Raw genomic sequence first — 17,575 nt, forward strand, 5'->3', positions numbered from 1 at the left:
GTGAGGAAGGCGGGACCGGAAAGAACGAGGCCCCGGTCGTTCACCTCTGGCGACCGGGTCCTCGTGAAGCGGATCGGCCGGCGGCGACACTCCCCCGAGTTGCGCGTCCTACGCGCGCACCCCCGACCGGATCCGATGTTGTGATCACATCAAACCTTGCCAACGGACGGCTAACATAAGGCCAATGGATTTCCCCTCGGCCACCCGGAAGGCAGTGGTGCGGCGTGACACGGCGCGGCCTGCGCTTCGGACTGCTGGGGACGCCTGTTCTCTTCGGCGGTGAGCCGACGCCCGGTCAGTCACCCCCCGGGCGCGCCCCCCGCACCCGCGACGGCACCCCCGTCGTCCCCGTCACCAGCCCCAAACTCCGTACCCTCCTGACCGTCCTGCTGCTCGACGCCGGGCGGGTCGTCTCCGTCGAGGCGCTGAAGGACGCCCTGTGGGGCGGGGCGCCGCCCGTCTCCGCGCTGCCCTCACTGCACAACCACGTCGCCCGGCTGCGCCGCCTCCTCGGCGAGCCCGGACGGCTCCTCACCGCGCCCACGGGGTACGTCCTCCGTGTCGACGACGGCGAACTCGACGTCCAGGTCTTCGACGCCCATGTCTCCGCCGCCCGTTCCGCCCGTGCCGAGGGCGACTGGGAGCGGGTGCGCCGCGAGTGCCGGGCCGCGCTCGGACTGTGGCGGGGGATGCCGCTGGGCGGGCCGGCCCCCGAGGTGGGCGGGTACGCCCTCGTGCGCCGCCTGGAGGAGGCGCGACTGCTGCTCCACGAGTGGCGCTACGACGCCGAACTCGCCCTGGGCGACGAAAGCCTGGCCGACCTCGTGCCCGAGCTGTCCGCCCTGGCCGCCGAGCATCCGCTGCGGGAGGCCTACCACCGTCAGCTGATGCTCGCCCTGCACCGCACCGGCCGTCAGGCAGAGGCCCTCGTCGTCCACCGCGATCTGCGCGCCCGGCTCGCCGACGAACTCGGCGTGGAGCCGGGTCAGCCCGTGCGCGAGGCCCATGTGGAGGTGCTGCGGGGGAGCGGGACGCGGGACGGCGCGTCCCGGTGGGTACGGCCCGCGCAACTCCCGCCCGCACCTGCCCACTTCGTCGGGCGTGCCGACGTACGGGAGGGCGTCGCCCGGGTGCTCTCCGGGACGTACGTGACCGGTGCCGTCGTCCTCAGCGGGACCGCCGGCGTCGGCAAGACCGCCCTTGCGCTCCAGGTCGCGCACAACCTGGAGGAACGTTTCAGCGGCGGTCAGCTCTACCTCAACCTGCGCGCCACGGAGCCGGGTGCGAAGCCTCTGACCACCGCAGAGGCCCTCGCCTCACTTCTCCGCGACCTCGGCGTCTGCTCCGGTGACGTCCCCGAACAGCCCGACGCCGCCTCCGCGTTGCTGCGGTCCCTGCTCGCGCCCAGCCGCACCCTGCTCGTGCTGGACGACGCGGTGAGCGCCGCCCAGGTGCGGCCGCTGCTGCCTGCGGGGCCCGGCTGCGGCGTCCTCGTCACCAGCCGGTCACCCCTCACCGCCCTCGACGGCGCCGCCCGCTTCCCCCTCCGGCCACTGAGCGACGAGGAGAGCGCCGCGCTGCTGTGCGCCGCGTCCGGGCGGGACGGGATCACCGCCCGGCACCCGCTGGTCGCCCTCACCGGCCGGCTCCCCCTGGCGCTGCGGGTCGTCGCCGCCCGCCTCGCCGCCCGCCGGTCCCTCACCCCGGACGCGCTCGCCGCCCGGCTCGCCGCCCGCCGGTCCCTCACCCCGGACGCGCTCGCCGCCCGGCTCGCCGGCGCCGACAGCCGGCTGGACCTCCTCGACCACGACGACCTCGGCGTCCGCCGCTCCCTGGACGCCGCCTTCGACGCGCTCACCGCCTCCGAGCACCGCACCGACCAGGACGCCGCCCTCGTCCTGCGCCACATCGGCGCCCTCGACCTGCCCTCCTACGACGCCCCGTCGCTGGCCCGCCTCACCGGCGTCGACGAGGCACGGGCGGAGGCGGCGCTGGAGCGGCTGGCCGGCGTGGCACTGCTGGAGGAGACCGTGTACGGGCGCTTCGAGCCGTACGACCTGGTGCGGGACTACGCCCGCGAACGGGCGGCGGAGCCCTGCGCGCACTCCGCGTCGGGGTGTCACTTCGCGTCGGCGTAGCACTCGACCACCGCCGTGGTGAACGGGAACCGTACCGGCGTCCGACCGAACGCGATCCGTCCCGCCTGTTCGGCGGCCTCGCGGATCGCCGCCGTCACCGCCTCCGTCTCCTCCTCGGGGCAGTGCACGATCACCTCGTCGTGCTGGAAGAAGACCAGCTCCGCCGCCATGCCGGTGAGCGCCTGACGGAGCCCGGCGAGCAGCAGCAGCGCCCAGTCGGCCGCGCTGCCCTGCACCACGAAGTTGCGGGCGAAGCGGCCCCGGGCGCGGGCGTCCGTCGAGGCGTAGCCGGGGGTCCACGCGCGGGCCGCCTCGGAGTCCGGCTCGTCCCCCGCCACCGGGATGCCCGCCTCCTCCGCCGCGTCGTCCGTCGTCCGCGCGGCCGGCGGGCAGGTGCGGCCCAGCCAGGTGCGCACCAGCCGGCCCTCCTCGCCCGCGCGCGCCGCCTCGTCGACGTACGCCACGGCCTTGGGGAAGCGCCGGCGCAGCGCGGCCAGATTCTTCAGGCCGTCGCCGGAGGTCTGCCCGTACACCGCGCCGAGCACGGCGATCTTGGCGCGGTCGCGGTCGCCGGAGAAGGCCCGCTCGGACACCGCCTGGTAGAGGTCGCTCTCCCGGCCGGCCACCTCCATCAGCCCGGGGTCGCGGGAGATCGCCGCCAGCACCCGCGGCTCCATCTGGTCGGCGTCGGCGACGACGAGCCGCCACCCCGGGTCGGCGACCGCCGCGCGGCGGATCACCTTGGGGATCTGCAGGGCGCCCCCGCCATGGGTGACCCAGCGTCCTGTCACCGTGCCGCCCGCGAGGAACTCGGGGCGGAAGCGGCCGTCGCGCACCCAGTCCTGGAGCCAGGACCAGCCGTGCGCGACCCAGATCCGGTACAGCTTCTTGTACTCCAGCAGCGGCTTCACCGCCGGATGGTCCACCGACCGCAGCTCCCAGCGGCGGGTGGACGTCACCTTGATGCCCGCCTGCGCGAACGCCTTGATCACGTCGGCCGGCAGATCGGGCCGGACCCTGCGGCCGAAGGCGGCCGACACCTCCTCCGCCAGCTCTGCCAGCCGACGCGGCTCGCCGCCGCCCGCGTACCGCTCGCCCAGCAGGTCGTGCAGCAGCGCGCGGTGCACGTCCGCCCGCCAGGGCAGCCCCGCGCGGTTCATCTCGGCGGCGATCAGCATGCCCGCCGACTCGGCAGCGGTCAGCAGCCGCATCCGGTCGGGGTGCGCGGTGGCGTCGGTGCGCCGCTGCTGCTCGGCGTAGACCGCGAGCAGGTCCCCCAGCGGCAGCGGGGCCGCCTGGGGGTCGAACAGCGACGACTGCGCCCCCGGCTCCGCCTGCCGCTGCGGCGGGTCGGGCGGCACGGGTCCGCCGCGCAGCCGGGCCAGCGCGGCCGCAGCCGAACGCGGCTCCCCGTACCGCCCCTCGTGGCCGAGGAGCAGGGTCTCGGCGGCCTCGACGTCGTACGCCCGCTCCACTCGCACCCCCGTGGCGAGCAGACGCGGGTACACCTCGGCCGTGGACCGCCACACCCACCGGGTGACGCCCGGGCGGCTCCGCACGGCCTCGGCGAGGTCCGCCTCGCGCCGCACCGGGCCGGAGGGCAGCCCGTCCGGTCCGAGGGGGGCGACGTCCACGCCACCGTCCTCGGCCGGAGCGAGCGCCCACCTGCCGGACATGTACGCGAGTGTCGCAGGGGGGTGTGACAACGGCCTGGTGGGAGCGGGTCGGGGCCCGGCGTCAGTCCTGCCGCTCCGGCTCGTCCCCCGTGGTCGTCTCCACGTACTGCGCGAGGATCTCGGTCACGTACCGCTCGGTGGCGTCCTTGGTGACGCCGAGGCCGCTGAGCACGCCGGCGCCGTTCTCGTGCTCGAGGAGGGCCAGCAGGATGTGCTCGGTGCCGATGTAGTTGTGGCCGAGGCGCAGCGCCTCGCGGAACGTCAGCTCCAGCACCTTCTTGGCCGCCGGGTTGTACGGCACCAGTTCCGGGGCGTCCTCGACGGCGGGCGGCAGCGCCGCGCGCGCGGCCTCGCGGACCGCGTCCACGGTGACGCCCTGCTCGGTGACCGCCTTGACGGCCAGGCCCTGCGGCTCGGCGAGCAGCCCGAGGATCAGGTGCTCCGGACCCATCTCGGCGCTGCGGGCGGCCTTCGCCTCGTTGTGCCCGGCCATGATCGTGTTGCGGGCGCGGGGCGTGTAGCGGTTGAAGCCCTGGCTGGGGTCCAGGTCGTTGCCGCCCTGGGGGACGAAGCGCTTCTGGGCGGCCTGCCGGGTGACGCCCATGCTCCTGCCGATGTCGGTCCAGGAGGCGCCGGAGCGGCGGGCCTGGTCGACGAAGTGGCCGATCAGATGGTCCGCGACGTCGCCGAGGTGCTCGCCGGCGAGCACCGCGTCCTGAAGCTGTTCGAGGGGTTCGTCATGGACCGTCTTGATGGCCGCGATGAGGTCGTCGAGACGGACGGTGGACTTGATGGCTGGGTTCGTCGTCATGTGTCAACCGTAAGTTGACAGTGACGGGGCGTCAACCCGCGGTTGACACTTCCGGGTGATGTGGGCCGGCGTGGCACGATCGGCCGTGTGAGTACGTCCGGCACCGTCGACCGCGCCTTCCGTTCCGCCCTGTACGACTCGGGCGACGACACCCTCGACACGGGGGCGTCCCTGCTCGCCGCCGACCCCTCGGCGGACGCCGAACTCGCCCGGCGCGGCGAGGAATTCGTCGCGTCCGCCTGGAAGCGGGGGTGGCAGCCCGCGGACGTCGTGCGGGTGGTGCGGCGGGAGCTGGACGAGACGCATGTGCGTCTGGTCGGTTCGTTGATTCGCGCTCAGGCGCGGAGGGAGGCGGCCGAGGGGCGGGCGCGGGGGGCCCGGTGGGATGCGCAGGTCGCCGAGGTGCCGACAGGTGACGCGGGGGCGCGCGGGGATCGGTTTTCGTACGCGACCACTGTTCTGGAGTTGTATCGGCTGTTGTTGCGGCTGCCCGCGTTGGAGCCGCTCGACCAGGCTGCGGGGGCGGCTGGGTCGGCGGGGTCGCCTTCGCCCGGTGGGCGCGAGCGGAAGCCTGAGTCGCGGATGCTCGGGCGGATCCGGGCGCTGCTGGCGAAGGCCGAGGCGACCGGGTTCCCGGAGGAGGCGGAGGCGCTGAGCGCCAAGGCGCAGGAGCTGATGGCGCGGCACAGCATCGACGAGGCGTTGCTCGCCGCGAAGGCGGTTGTTGTTGAGGGGCCGGAGGCCGTCCGGATCGGGGTGGATGCGCCGTACGAGCAGGCCAAGGCGGTGTTGCTGGACGCGGTGGCCTCGGCGAACCACTGCCGGGCGGTGTGGAACGAGGCGTTCGGGTTCTCGACGGTGGTCGGGTTCGCGGCCGACCTCGAGGCGGTCGAGCTGCTGTACACCTCGCTGCTGGTGCAGGCGAGCGGGGCGATGACGAAGGCGGAGGCCGCGCAGCGGGCGGGCGGGCGGAAGCGGACGAAGGCGTTTCGGCAGGCGTTTCTGGCTGCGTACGCCCACCGGGTGGGGATGCGGTTGGCGGCGGTTGCCGCTGAGGCGGCTGCGGGGGAGGAACTGTTGCCTGTGCTGGCGTCGCGGGAGGTTGCCGTGGGGGAGCGGGTGGCTCGGCTGTTCCCGGAGACGACCACTACGCGGTTGCGTGGGGTGCGGGATGCGGCGGGGTGGGACGAAGGGGTACGGGCGGCGGAGCGGGCGCAGGTGCGGGGGCGTAGGCCGTTGTCGTGACGCGGGGGCAGTGCGGGCGGGCGGGGGTGCGGTGCCGTCTGCGGGCCGCCTGCGCCCACCCGTGCCGCCCCAAGCGGCACGACTGCCCGCAGGCGGCGGTGGTGCGGCCCTCCGGTTCCTACGAGCCCAGCCCCTCCGTAGGCAGTCCCGGCGGCAACGAGCCGCCCTCTGCCTTGGTGTACGTTTCCTCGCCCGCCGCGCCGTCCCACGTGATCGTGAGCGACTTACCGTCGGCCGAGGTCACCGTGCCCTTCGTGCGGTCGGCGTTGCCAGCGGGGCACTTCAAGGTGATCGTCGCGTCGGTGTCGCCCTTCGCCGTGCCGCTGCACACCGTGCCGCCCGTGGCGAAGAGGGCCGCCTCCTCGCCGTTGACCATCAGGACCACCGCCTTGCCGTCCGCGGTGGTGAGCCAGCTGCCCTGGAGGTCGCCGGCCGGGGCCTTGTCCGAGCCGCCCGTGCCGCCGCCGGTGTCCGCGGTCCGGGTGACGGACGGGGCGGGCGTGGCCGAGGAGCCGTCCGAGCCGTCGCCGTCACCGCCGCACGCCGTCAGCGTCAGCGCGCCGGCCAGACCCACGGCCGCGACCGTCCACCGGGCCCGCCGGGAACGCCCTCCGCCCGCGGGTACCGGACCCGTGGGCGCCGGACCTGTGTGCACCGGACCCGTGCGCACCGGACCCGTGCGCACCGGACCCGTGCGCACCGGACCCGTGCGCACCGGACCTGTGTGTGCCACCGAAGCCTCCACAGTCACCGCTGGTCCCCTCCCTGGCGCCGGCCGGGCGGCCGGACCGCCGGTGTCAGCTAACAGGAACCGCCCCGCGCCCGGCCAGGGTTGCGTGACGCACCTCGCACCATCGCCGCCGTGCCGCCCGGAACACATCACCGCCCACCCATCGGAAGGGCACATGAGGGAACACAAACGCCCCCGCGTGCGTCTCTAAGGCAGCGGGGGCCCGGTAAAACGTCCGTCGAAGCGGGCACCGTGCGACGGGTGGGGCTGTAACCGCGCCGACACCCCTCGTGCACGTGCATCCGTCCATGCATATGCACGTGAACGCAGCTATGATCCGGGTCAGTTGATCAGTGCATCAATGGTCACATCAGCCAGTGCACCAGCGGGGAGCGACCTGTGGACCACGACGTGTACGACGGTGACGGGCACGAGGGTGCCGGCGCGTCCGGCGTGTACAACGGCATGGCGGCCACCCGGTTGGACGGTGTGGCCTGGCAGAAGAGCAGGCACAGCAACTCGCAGGGGTCCTGCGTGGAGTTCGCCCGGCTGCCGGGCGGGGAGGTCGCGGTGCGCAACTCCCGTTTCCCCGACGGCCCCGCGCTCGTCTACACCCGCGCGGAGATCGAGGCCATGCTGCTCGGCGTGAAGGACGGCGAGTTCGACCACCTGGTCGCAGGCTGAGGCGGCCGGGCCGCCCGCACCCGCGGCCCCCTCGGGAGTGACGCGCGTAGACAAACGGCACGCGCGTGCGCCGTACGGAGATCAGGGCTGCGGGAGCCGGAACAGCGCCCACACGACCTTGCCGCTGAGCGCGCCGGCCAGCGGGTGCCAGCCCCAGCTGTCGCTGAAGGAGTCGACCAGGAACAGTCCGCGCCCCGACTCGGCGGAGCAGTCGTCGGACAGGTCCTCCGCCTCCCGGGCGACCGGGCCCTCGTCGCTGGGATCGCGCACCGCGCACACCAGGCGCTCGGTCCACCGCATCAGGTGCAGCCGTACCGGGGGCTCCGGTCCGGCCAGGCGCGGGGTGTTCGCGGGCAGGGCGTGGCGCAGGGCGTTGGTGACGAGCTCGGAGACCACCAGACAGACGTCGTCGAAGCGTTCGCCGAGGTGCCACTGGTCGAGCGTGCCCCGGGTGAACTGCCGTGCCTCGCGCACCGCTTCGTAGCGGGCGTGCAGGGCGCAGGAGGCGGCGTCGGAGGCGGCCGCGAGGTTCAACGGCGGAAGGCCCTGCCGTAACGGCTGGAGCATGGTCGATCCATTCGTCCCCATGCGAGGCACTCCCGGGAATTCGCGGTCGTAGCGAGGCGGCGGTGGTGCGGGGACCATGGTTTCGGATGCGCACACCAGATGCAAGGGCAGATGCACGTGCAGCTGACCGAAATCAGCCCTGCCGTTCTGGTTTTTGGGTAATTTTTCCGTCATCCAGGCGTCTTCTCCTGGCTGTTCTCTTACCCCCTCGTTGCGGTGCGGTGCCCGTTCCGTGCCGCTTCCTGACCGGATCGAGCGGCCGAATTCCGTTTGTGTAATCGGGCGAGTACTGCTCGGAGTGTTTTAGTGGCAGACTGCGGGCCTTGAAGACGTTGGGGAGGCTGTCGAACGTGAGCGCGGGAGAGCCGGGATCGGTGGTGCGGCGCATGCTGCTCGGATCACAACTCAGGCGACTGCGTGAGGCGCGGGGGATCACGCGCGAGGCCGCGGGCTACTCGATCCGCGCCTCCGAATCGAAGATCAGCCGGATGGAGCTGGGCCGGGTGAGCTTCAAGACCAGGGACGTGGAAGACCTGCTGACGCTGTACGGCATCACGGACGAGCAGGAGCGCGCCTCGCTGGTCTCCCTGGCCAAGGAGGCCAACGTGGCGGGCTGGTGGCACAGTTACTCGGACGTCCTGCCCAGCTGGTTCCCCACCTATGTCGGCCTGGAGGGCGCGGCCTCGCTGCTGCGCGCCTACGAGGTGCAGTTCGTGCACGGTCTGCTGCAGACCGAGGAGTACGCGCGCGCGGTGGTGCGGCGCGGCATGAAGAGCGCGAGCGACGCCGACGTGGAGCGCCGGGTGGCGCTGCGTCTGGAGCGGCAGAAGTACCTGCTCGCGGAGAACGCCCCCGAGTTCCACGTGGTGCTCGACGAGGCCGCGCTGCGCCGGCCCTACGGCGACCGCGCGGTGATGCGCGGCCAGCTCCAGCATCTGATCGACGTCTCCGAGCGGCCCAACGTCCGCCTTCAGGTGGTGCCGTTCAGCATGGGCGGCCACTCCGGGGAGTCCGGCGCCTTCACCATCCTCAGCTTCCCCGAGTCCGACCTGTCGGACGTGGTGTACCTGGAGCAGCTGACCAGCGCCCTCTACCTGGACAAGCCCGAGGACGTGGCCCAGTACGAGAAGGCGCTCAAGGAGCTGCAGCACGACAGCCCGGGTCCCGCCGAGAGCCGTGACCTGCTCCGGGGACTGCTCCAGCTGTCCTGAGGGCGCCCCCAGCTGTCTCAAGGCCCCCTTCAACTCCCGTTGCACACAAGTACGATGACGTGTGATCACACCCCGGTGTGCTGATCGTATTTCTGCTGACGCAGCGAGGGATCGAGGGATCACATGTCGTCGTACTTCACCGACCTGGCTCAGCAGTACATCGACGGTGAGTGGCGCCCCGGCACCGGCTCCTGGGACATCATCGACTTCAACCCGTACGACGACGAGAAGCTCGCGTCGATCACCATTGCCACGGTCGACGAGGTCGACCAGGCGTACCGGGCGGCGGCCCGCGCGCAGAAGGAATGGGCGTCCGTCAGCCCCTACGCCCGCCGCGCGGTGTTCGAGAAGGCGCTCCGGCTGGTCGAGGAGCGCGAGGAGCGGATCGCCGAGGCGATCGTCGCCGAGCTGGGCGGCACCCGGCTGAAGGCCGCCTTCGAGCTGCACCTCGCCAAGGAGTTCCTGCGCGAGTCGGTGCACCTGGCGCTGGCCCCCGAGGGCCGGATCCTCCCCTCGCCGGTGGACGGCAAGGAGAACCGCGTCTACCGCGAGCCGGTCGGTGTGGTCGGCGTGATCAGCCCCTTCAACTTCCCCTTCCTGCTGGCGCTGAAGTCCGTCGCCCCCGCGCTCGCGCTGGGCAACGGCGTGGTGCTCAAGCCGCACCAGGACACCCCGGTCGTCGGCGGCTCCCTGGTCGCGAAGATCTTCGAGGACGCGGGGCTGCCCGCCGGGCTGCTCAACGTCGTGATCACCGACATCGCGGAGATAGGCGACGCCTTCATCGAGCACCCGGTGCCGAGGGTCATCTCCTTCACGGGCTCCGACGGGGTCGGCCGGCACGTCGCGACCGTCTGCGCCTCCCACTTCAAGCGCGCGGTGCTGGAGCTGGGCGGCAACAGCGCGCTGGTGGTGCTGGACGACGCCGATGTGGACTACGCCGTGGACGCCGCCGTGTTCAGCCGGTACGTCCACCAGGGCCAGGTCTGCATGGCCGCCAACCGCGTCCTGGTCGACCGGGCGGTGGCCGACGAGTTCACCGAGAAGTTCGTCGCCAAGGTGCGCTCGCTCAAGGCCGGCGACCCGCGCGACCCGGAGACCGTCATCGGCCCGGTGATCAACTCCCGCCAGGCGGAGGCCCTCGCCGGCGTCGTCGAGCAGGCCCTCGCCGAGGGCGCCACCGCCCTGGTGCGCGGCGGGCGCAGCGCCAACCTGGTCGAGCCGTCCGTCCTCACCGGGCTGCCCGCCGACTCCGCCCTGCTGCGGCAGGAGGTCTTCGGTCCCGTCGCCTTCCTCGTCCCGTTCGACGGCGAGGAGGAGGCGGTGCGCCTGGTGAACGACACCCCCTACGGCCTCAGCGGCGCCGTGCACACCGCCGACGTCGAGCGGGGCGTGCGGTTCGCGCGGCGGATCGACACCGGGATGTTCCACGTCAACGACGGCACCGTGCACGACGAGCCGATCGTCCCCTTCGGCGGCGAGAAGCACTCGGGCCTGGGCCGGCTGAACGGCGACACCATGCTGGACGCCTTCACCACCACCAAGTGGATCTCCGTGCAGCACGGCCGCAGCGGCTTCCCGTTCTGAGCCGCCCCGCTCGCACACGTGGGCCGCTCCCGGCGCCGTCCGGGTGCGGCCTACGGCGGTCGGCATGTCAGTGATCCGTCTTCCCGTGCTCGGCGCGGTGCGCCGGCACGGGCGGGCCCACGGCTACCAGGAGCGCAAACCGTCCCCGGGTCGATGCCCGGCCGGCTCGCGACGGCCGCGGGGTGGAACCCGGTCTCCCGCACGGCCGCGGCCGTACGGCACCTGTCCGGTGTGCCGGGCGCCGAGTCCGGGCGTGCGGGGGCCGCGATCCTGTGGCTGCTCGTGCTGCTCGCGGTGTTCCTCCCGCCGGCGGTACGGCGGTTCGCCCGGCTGAGCAGATAGGGCACGCGCGGTCCGGCTCCCGTACGGAAGGGGGCCGGACCCCACCCGTGCCTGTCCGACGGATCGTGCCGGACAGGCCCCGGCTCAGTGGTGGAACCCGGTCGCCGCGTTCCGGTCCCGGGTGAGCGGGTGCGACTGGCTCCGCAGGTCCGGCAGCAGCCGGGTCAGGTCCTCGGCGAACAGGTCGGCCAGGTCCTCCGAGAAGCCGTTGCGGCACACCACCCGCAGCACCGCGAGGTCCTGACGGTTCGCCGGGAAGGTGTACGCGGGCACCAGCCAGCCGTTCTCCCGCAGCCGCCGCGACACGTCGAACACGTCGAACGACGTCACGTCCGGTGCGGTGGTGAACGCGAACACCGGCAGCTCGTCGCCCCGGGTGAGCAGCCGGAAGTCGCCCAGCGACTCGATCCGCGCGGACAGTCCCGTGGCCACGTCCCGCGCGTTCTGCTGCACCGCGCGGTAGCCGTCCCGGCCCAGCCGCAGGAAGGAGTAGTACTGCGCCACCACCTGGGCGCCCGGCCGGGAGAAGTTCAGAGCGAAGGTGGGCATGTCGCCGCCCAGGTAGTTCACCCGGAACACCAGCTCCTCGGGCAGCGCCGCCGCGTCCCGCCACAGCACCCAGCCCACGCCCGGGTAGACCAGCCCGTACTTGTGCCCCGAGGTGTTGACCGACGCCACCCGCTCCAGGCGGAAGTCCCACACCAGGTCCTCGTCGAGGAACGGCGCGATCATCGCCCCGGACGCCCCGTCGACGTGCACGGGGATGTCCAGTCCCGTGCGTTCCTGGAGGTCGTCCAGGGCCGCGCACAGCTCCGCGACCGGCTCGTAGGACCCGTCGAAGGTGGAGCCGAGGATGCCGACGACCCCGATGGTGTTCTCGTCGCACAGCTCCGCCGCGGCCGCCGGGTCGATGTGGAACCGGTCGCCCTCCATGGGCACCTGACGGGGCTCCACCTCGAAGAACGTGCAGAACTTGTCCCAGCAGACCTGGACGTTGACGCCCATCACCAGGTTGGGGCGGGCCTCCCGCGAGGGGTAGCGATCCGCGTTGCGCAGCGCCCAGCGCCGCTTCAGGGCCAGCCCCGCCAGCATGCACGCCTCGCTGGACCCGGTGGTCGAACAGCCCACGGCCGCCGCCGGGTCGGGCGCGTTCCACAGGTCGGCGAGCATCGCCACGCAGCGCCGCTCCAGCTCGGCGGTGCGCGGGTACTCGTCCTTGTCGATCATGTTCTTGTCGCGGCACTCCATCATCAGCACCCCGGCCTGCGGCTCCATCCAGGTGGTGACGAAGGTGGCCAGGTTCAGCCGCGCGTTGCCGTCCAGCATCAGCTCGTCGTGCACCAGCTGGTACGCCGTCGACGGGGCCATCGGTCCGTCGGGCAGCCGGTGCCTGGGCGGCGCCTCGGCCATCCCCCCGACCGGGTTCGCGGGCCCCAGGAAGGGGTTGACGGACATCGGGCGCTCACCGGCCGGCCGGCCGGGGTGCAGCGGCATGGGTCCTCCGTAGGGGTGGGGCGGCCCGGGCGGGTCCGCCGGGGGAGCGGGGGTCATCTGACGGCCGTCCCGTCCGGCCGCAGCTGCATGTGCGGGCGGCCGGTGACGAGCAGCCAGGCGGGGAGGGAGGCGAGACAGAGCAGGGCGAGCATGCCGGGGGAGGCGACCAGGACGGCCGCGACGAACAGGCTCACCCAGCCCTGCCGGGTGACGGCGAGCAGCAGACCCAGGACGCCCGACGACACCCCGACGGCCGGATGCACCCCGGGCACCAGCGCGTGCGCGCACAGGCCCAGCGCCGTCCCCACGAACACCGACGGGAAGATCCGCCCTCCGCGGAAGCCGCAGGACGCGGCGACCAGCAGCGCGGCCAGCTTCACCACCGTCATCACGGCGAACTCGCCCGCCGTCCAGCCGTCGGGGTCGGCGGCCAGCTCGGCGATCTCGTCGAGCCCCTTGAACAGGGTGAGGTGCCCGCCCAGGGCCGCGAGCGCGCCCAGGACCACCCCGCCGGCCGGGAGCATCAGCATCGGGTGCCGCAGCCGCCGGAACGCGCCGTGCACGTACGGGAAGGCGTACACGGCACACATGCCGAGCAGCGCGCCCGCCGAGGCCACCACGAGCGAGGCGAGCAGGTCGCCCCAGCCGGGCCGCCCGAACGGCGGCAGATGCAGGTCGAAACTCGGCTCCGACACCAGCGTGGTGGTCAGGGCGCCCGCCCCGGCGGCGGCCAGCGGTGCGAACAGGCTGTCCCACAGCTGTCCCTTCACCCGCTGCCCGGCCAGCGCCTCGGAGATCACCAGCGCGGCGGCCACCGGCGTGCCGAACAGCGCCCCGATGGTCCCCGCCTCCGCCAGGGCCACCCAGCCCCGCTGTGCCGTCGCCGGGAGGACACGGGCGCCGAACCACACCGCCAGCGAGACGTTCACGGCGATGACCGGGTTCTCCGGCCCCAGACTGGGCCCGCCCGCCAGGACCAGCCCGGTCACCAGCAGCAGCCCGGGCAGCACCGTAAGCGGCAGCACCGGTGCCTCCAGGCCGGTGGTCGCCGGGTCGGGGCCCGCGTGCCCGGGCGCCTTCCACACCACGAGCCCGACCGCGACACCCGTGGCGAACAGCATCGCGAACATCCAGGCCACGGAGTAACGCCCGACGCCGAGCGCGTCCGGCAGGTCCTGCCAGAGGGCGTGCTGCAGCTCCTCGGCGGCCGCGCTCACCCCCAGCAGGACCAGGCTCGTCACCGCGCCGACCAGCAGCGCGGGCACGATGGTCGGCAGGAGGGCGCGTGCCGGGGCGGTGCCGGGCGCCGACTGCGTGCTGTCCTGGGCCACGCGCACACGATAAAGGGGGCGAAAGAGATAAACCGGTAACGCGCTTGCACCTCACGTGGCGTGAGGACCCAGCCTGGATCCCGCAAGGGAAAGGAGCGGACATGAGCTGGTCCGTAGGACAGGTGGCCGGTTTCGCCGGCGTCACGGTGCGCACCCTGCACCACTACGACGCCATCGGCCTGCTCGTGCCGAGCGAGCGCAGCCACGCGGGGCACCGGCGGTACAGCGACGCCGACCTCGACCGGCTGCAGCAGATCCTGTTCTACCGCGAGCTCGGCTTCCCGCTCGACGAGGTCGCCGCGCTGCTCGACGACCCGGACGCGGACCCGCGCGCGCATCTGCGCCGCCAGCACGAACTGCTGACCGCCCGGATCGAGAGGCTGCAGAAGATGGCGGAGGCCGTGGAACAGGCCATGGAGGCACGCACGATGGGAATCAACCTGACCCCCGAGGAGAAGTTCGAGGTCTTCGGCGACTTCGACCCCGACCAGTACCAGGAGGAGGTCCAGGAGCGCTGGGGCGACACCGACGCCTACCGCCAGTCGCGGGAGCGGACGGCCTCCTACACCAAGGAGGACTGGCAGCGGATCCAGAACGAGATCGACGACCTGACCCGGCGCTTCGTCGCCCTGATGGAGGCGGGCGAGCCGGCGGACTCCGAGGCGGCGATGGACGTCGCCGAGGACCACCGCCAGGGCATCTCCCGCAACCACTACGACTGCGGCTACGAGATGCACACCTGCCTGGGCGAGATGTACGTCGACGACGAGCGGTTCACGCGCACCATCGACCAGGCGAAGCCGGGTCTCGCCGTGTACATGCGGGACGCGATCCTCGCCAACGCCGTACGGCACACCGTCTGACCGGTCGTGGCCCGGACCTGTCCCGGGCCACGACCAGCGGCGATCCCCCTGCCGCGCCGGCTCGCGGCTTTCCCCGGGGCGGGGCACAGTGCATCCTGGGTACCCCCGCGGAACCTGGGCTTCTACGGCTGCGTTCATAATTTGGGCAGCCAGCCCCGCCCTTGACCCCCAGCTGCAGGAGCCACATCCCCGTGACCACGCTTGCGCTCGGCCCCGAGTGGCTGAGCCCGGACTATCTGATCGAGACCTTCAGCCTCCCCGGCATCCTGCTGATCGTCTTCGCGGAATCCGGACTCTTCGCGTTCCTGCCCGGTGACTCCCTGCTGTTCACGGCGGGTCTCTTCGTGGCCGAGGGCACCTACATCAGCCAGCCCCTGTGGCTGGTCTGCACGCTGATCGTGCTCGCCGCCGTGATCGGCGACCAGGTCGGCTACATGATCGGCAAGTTCTTCGGGCCCCGGCTGTTCAGCCGGCCGAACTCCAAGCTCTTCAAGCAGGAGAACCTGGACAAGGCCCACGAGTTCATGGAGAAGTACGGGCCCAAGGCGATCGTCCTGGCCCGCTTCGTGCCCATCGTGCGGACCTTCGCGCCCATCGTGGCCGGCGCCGGCCGGATGAAGTACCGCACGTTCCTCACGTACAACGTCATCGGCGGCGTCGCCTGGGGCACGGGCGTCACCCTCGCCGGCTACTGGCTGGGCCAGATCGGGGTCATCAAGAACAACGTCGAGGCGATCCTCGTCCTGATCGTCCTGGTCTCCGTGGTGCCGATCCTCGTCGAGTACCTGCGCGAGCGCGGCAAGAAGAAGCGCGCCGCCGCCGAGGCCCCGGCCGTCGCGCAGCCGCCCGTCATGGACGACGCCACCACCCAGCTGCGCCGCATCGCCCCGGCCGCCGCACCGCAGCAGCCCGGACACCAGCAGCCCCGCCCGCAGCAGTACGGCGGCCAGCGCGGCTACCCGCAGCAGCAGCCCCACCCGCCCTACGGCGGCCGGCCGAACGGCTACCCGCAGCAGCAGCCGCCTCAGCAGCCGTACGGCGACGACCAGCAGCAGTACAACCAGCAGTACGACCGCCAGCAGCCCTACAACGGCGGCTACTGAGCACGGAGCGACCCTTGCCGGGCGGCGGGCGGTGCGCGGGCTAGAAGCCTCGCGTCCGCTTCGCCGCCCGTCGCTTTTCCTCGGAGCCGATCCGCAGGAACAGCCGGGAGATCTCCGAACCGAGGTTCACCCCGATCGCGATGGCCATCGCCAGCGCCACCGCCTTGGTGAGCGAGGTCAGACCCCGGTTCACCTCGTTCTGCGCGATGCCCAGCAGACCGAAGTACGTGGCCGAACCGGGCAGCAGCGGCCCGATCGCGGCCGTCGTGTACGGCAGCGCGGACGCGAACTGGTAGCGGGCCAGCAGCTGCCCGAACAGACCGACCAGACCGGCCGCCACCGCCGTGGACGCCACCGGCGAGATGTCGCCCGTGTAGTGCATCGCCCCGTACACCACCCAGGCGACGCCGCCGTTCAGCGTCACCATCAGCACGGTGGACCGCTCCTGCTGGAGCAGCACGGCGAAGGCCAGCGACAGTCCGAGGGACGCGGCGATCTGGAGCACGGGCTGCGGGTCCGACCCGCCGAGCGCGGCGTCCGGCACCAGGTTGGCGCCCAGCTGCACGCCGAAGTACAGCACCGTCAGCACGCCGATCACGATGCCGACGAAGAAGTACAGCACCTCCAGCAGACGCGCGGACGCCGTGATGTAGAAGCCGGTCAGACCGTCCTGCACGCCCGCCACCAGCGCCCGCCCGGGCAGCAGCGCGAACAGCCCACCGGTGATCACCGCGGACGCCTTCACGTCCGCGTGCGCCAGCGTCAGCGCCACCCCGATCGCGGCCGGCGCCGTCGCGGCCACCGTGAACTGGTAGAACTCCGGCAGCCCGCGCCCGGCGCACAGCCAGGCCAGCCGGTCGCCGAGCATCGCGCCGACCGCCGCCGCGACGAACACCAGCAGACCACCGCCGACCAGCACCGAGGCGGACCCCGCGAGCAGCCCGCTCGCGGCTGTCAGGCCCCAGCCCGGGTAGGGGTGCCGGTTACGGCGGATCTCCGCCAGCCGCCGGTACGCCTCCTCCAGGGTCACCTGGGTCTCGTCGTCGCTGAGGTCGTCCACCAGCTGGTAGACCGCCGCCAGCCGGGTGTAGTCGGGGCTGCGGCGGCGCACCGTGCGGGAGGCCGTCACCGGGTCGTCGACCAGGGACGGCTGGTAGGAGACCGACAGGAGGGTGAAGGTGACCGTGGGCTCGCAGCGGTCCAGGCCGTAGGAGCGGCACACGGCGAACATCGCCGCCTCCACGTCCTCGGCGCCCTCGCCGCCGGCCAGCAGCAGCTCCCCGATACGCAGGCTCAGGTCCAGCACGCGCGGCACCGCGGGGCCGGACTCGTCGTGCCGCTGCACCGGCTCGGTGGGGGGCCGCTCCGTCACCGGCATGCGCAGCATCGTGCGCATCCGGTCCTGCCAGGGCACGTCCTTGGTCAGCCGGACCAGCGGGACACCGGTCGGCGGGGTGAACGTGGCCTGCCGGGCGCTGTAGGTCCTGGGCGTGCTGAAGGCCGAGCCCTCCGGCTCGTGCTGCGGGGCCGGGGCGACGTCCAGACCGTCCGGAAGGGCGAATTCCGAGGTGGTCTCGGACTCCGGTCCCGGCTTCGGCACGGCCAGCCCGTCGGGCACGGCGAACTCGGACGTCGTCGACGACTCGCTGTCGGCCGGCGCGGCGAGACCGGATGGAGGTACGAAGGCGCTCCTCGCCTCGTCCGACTGCGGCTTGCGGTCCTCCGCGTCCGTCACGTGCCTTTCTCTCCCTGCTGACGACACCGTCCTTCAGTGTGCCCTCTGTCGCGTCGGTATG

Annotated in this window: 16 protein-coding genes and 1 pseudogene; 9 read left to right on the forward strand and 8 right to left on the reverse strand. The window is 72.7% G+C overall.

What is annotated here, in order from left to right; all coding sequences use genetic code 11:
• Window positions 1-224: 224 nt before the first annotated feature.
• Entirely contained in the window at window positions 225-2,138 is a 1,914-nt protein-coding gene (locus tag AY578_RS18025; RefSeq protein WP_258903010.1) for an AfsR/SARP family transcriptional regulator, read from the forward strand.
• Here the strand turns inward: AY578_RS18025 and AY578_RS18030 are convergent.
• Both AY578_RS18030 and AY578_RS18035 read right to left on the reverse strand, forming a co-directional pair.
• Window positions 2,120-3,814 (reverse strand): bifunctional 3'-5' exonuclease/DNA polymerase, encoded by a 1,695-nt coding sequence (locus AY578_RS18030; protein WP_026244075.1) that lies wholly within the window; start codon window positions 3,812-3,814, stop codon window positions 2,120-2,122. The genes AY578_RS18025 and AY578_RS18030 overlap by 19 nt on opposite strands.
• A 61-nt stretch (window positions 3,815-3,875) precedes the next feature.
• Window positions 3,876-4,625: a Clp protease N-terminal domain-containing protein gene (locus tag AY578_RS18035; RefSeq protein ID WP_019526519.1), complete on the reverse strand. Its 750-nt coding sequence runs from the start codon at window positions 4,623-4,625 to the stop codon at window positions 3,876-3,878.
• 87 nt (window positions 4,626-4,712) lie between these two features.
• Between AY578_RS18035 and AY578_RS18040 the strand changes: the two genes are divergently transcribed.
• Window positions 4,713-5,870 carry a DUF2786 domain-containing protein gene (locus AY578_RS18040; RefSeq protein ID WP_019526520.1) on the forward strand — a complete coding sequence of 386 codons (1,158 nt, stop codon included), beginning with the start codon at window positions 4,713-4,715 and terminating at the stop codon, window positions 5,868-5,870.
• A gap of 118 nt (window positions 5,871-5,988) precedes the next feature.
• Here the strand turns inward: AY578_RS18040 and AY578_RS18045 are convergent, their stop codons facing one another.
• Window positions 5,989-6,444: a hypothetical protein gene (locus tag AY578_RS18045; protein ID WP_019526521.1), complete on the reverse strand. Its 456-nt coding sequence runs from the start codon at window positions 6,442-6,444 to the stop codon at window positions 5,989-5,991.
• Between the two features lie 555 nt (window positions 6,445-6,999).
• On the opposite strand from AY578_RS18045, the gene AY578_RS18050 reads away from it, so the two are divergent.
• Complete coding sequence (locus AY578_RS18050; protein ID WP_019526522.1) at window positions 7,000-7,284, forward strand: DUF397 domain-containing protein; 285 nt, start codon at window positions 7,000-7,002, stop codon at window positions 7,282-7,284.
• Between the two features lie 81 nt (window positions 7,285-7,365).
• Here AY578_RS18050 and AY578_RS18055 read toward each other — a convergent pair whose 3' ends face one another.
• On the reverse strand, window positions 7,366-7,851 hold the full coding sequence (locus AY578_RS18055; protein WP_019526523.1) for an ATP-binding protein: 486 nt from the start codon (window positions 7,849-7,851) through the stop codon (window positions 7,366-7,368).
• 133 nt (window positions 7,852-7,984) lie between these two features.
• Window positions 7,985-8,239 carry a hypothetical protein gene (locus AY578_RS18060; protein WP_168713443.1) on the reverse strand — a complete coding sequence of 85 codons (255 nt, stop codon included), beginning with the start codon at window positions 8,237-8,239 and terminating at the stop codon, window positions 7,985-7,987.
• Between AY578_RS18060 and AY578_RS18065 the strand changes: the two genes are divergently transcribed.
• The 4 genes and pseudogenes from AY578_RS18065 to AY578_RS18080 all read left to right on the forward strand — a co-directional run bounded on the left by AY578_RS18065 (window position 8,238) and on the right by AY578_RS18080 (window position 10,988).
• Window positions 8,238-9,062, forward strand: coding sequence for a Sco1979 family transcriptional regulator (locus tag AY578_RS18065; RefSeq protein WP_051101710.1), 825 nt, complete (start codon window positions 8,238-8,240; stop codon window positions 9,060-9,062). The two genes, AY578_RS18060 and AY578_RS18065, sit on opposite strands and share 2 nt — an antisense overlap.
• 123 nt (window positions 9,063-9,185) lie before the next feature.
• Window positions 9,186-10,646 carry an aldehyde dehydrogenase family protein gene (locus AY578_RS18070; RefSeq protein ID WP_136238734.1) on the forward strand — a complete coding sequence of 487 codons (1,461 nt, stop codon included), beginning with the start codon at window positions 9,186-9,188 and terminating at the stop codon, window positions 10,644-10,646.
• A 64-nt stretch (window positions 10,647-10,710) separates the two neighbouring features.
• Window positions 10,711-10,782: pseudogene (locus AY578_RS18075) on the forward strand (PadR family transcriptional regulator); the annotation flags it as partial.
• A gap of 17 nt (window positions 10,783-10,799) precedes the next feature.
• Complete coding sequence (locus AY578_RS18080) at window positions 10,800-10,988, forward strand: hypothetical protein (RefSeq protein WP_019526526.1); 189 nt, start codon at window positions 10,800-10,802, stop codon at window positions 10,986-10,988.
• Between the two features lie 84 nt (window positions 10,989-11,072).
• Here the strand turns inward: AY578_RS18080 and gad are convergent, their stop codons facing one another.
• Together gad and AY578_RS18090 are read right to left on the reverse strand one after the other, a co-directional pair.
• The gene (gad, locus tag AY578_RS18085; protein ID WP_019526527.1) at window positions 11,073-12,482 is read right to left on the reverse strand and encodes a glutamate decarboxylase; all 1,410 of its coding nucleotides are present in this window, start codon (window positions 12,480-12,482) and stop codon (window positions 11,073-11,075) included.
• A gap of 53 nt (window positions 12,483-12,535) precedes the next feature.
• Window positions 12,536-13,813, reverse strand: a complete 1,278-nt coding sequence (locus AY578_RS18090; RefSeq protein WP_136238732.1) for an ion channel protein — start codon at window positions 13,811-13,813, stop codon at window positions 12,536-12,538.
• Window positions 13,814-13,914: 101 nt separating this feature from the next.
• Between AY578_RS18090 and AY578_RS18095 the strand changes: the two genes are divergently transcribed.
• Both AY578_RS18095 and AY578_RS18100 read left to right on the forward strand, forming a co-directional pair.
• Complete coding sequence (locus tag AY578_RS18095; RefSeq protein WP_019526529.1) at window positions 13,915-14,676, forward strand: MerR family transcriptional regulator; 762 nt, start codon at window positions 13,915-13,917, stop codon at window positions 14,674-14,676.
• A 191-nt stretch (window positions 14,677-14,867) separates the two neighbouring features.
• Window positions 14,868-15,779: a DedA family protein gene (locus AY578_RS18100; RefSeq protein WP_019526530.1), complete on the forward strand. Its 912-nt coding sequence runs from the start codon at window positions 14,868-14,870 to the stop codon at window positions 15,777-15,779.
• Window positions 15,780-15,819: 40 nt separating this feature from the next.
• Here AY578_RS18100 and AY578_RS18105 read toward each other — a convergent pair whose 3' ends face one another.
• Window positions 15,820-17,514, reverse strand: coding sequence for a threonine/serine exporter family protein (locus AY578_RS18105; RefSeq protein ID WP_028959454.1), 1,695 nt, complete (start codon window positions 17,512-17,514; stop codon window positions 15,820-15,822).
• Window positions 17,515-17,575 lie beyond the last annotated feature (61 nt).

The organism is Streptomyces thermocarboxydus, from assembly GCF_024760485.1.
Classification (GTDB): domain Bacteria; phylum Actinomycetota; class Actinomycetes; order Streptomycetales; family Streptomycetaceae; genus Streptomyces; species Streptomyces cellulosae.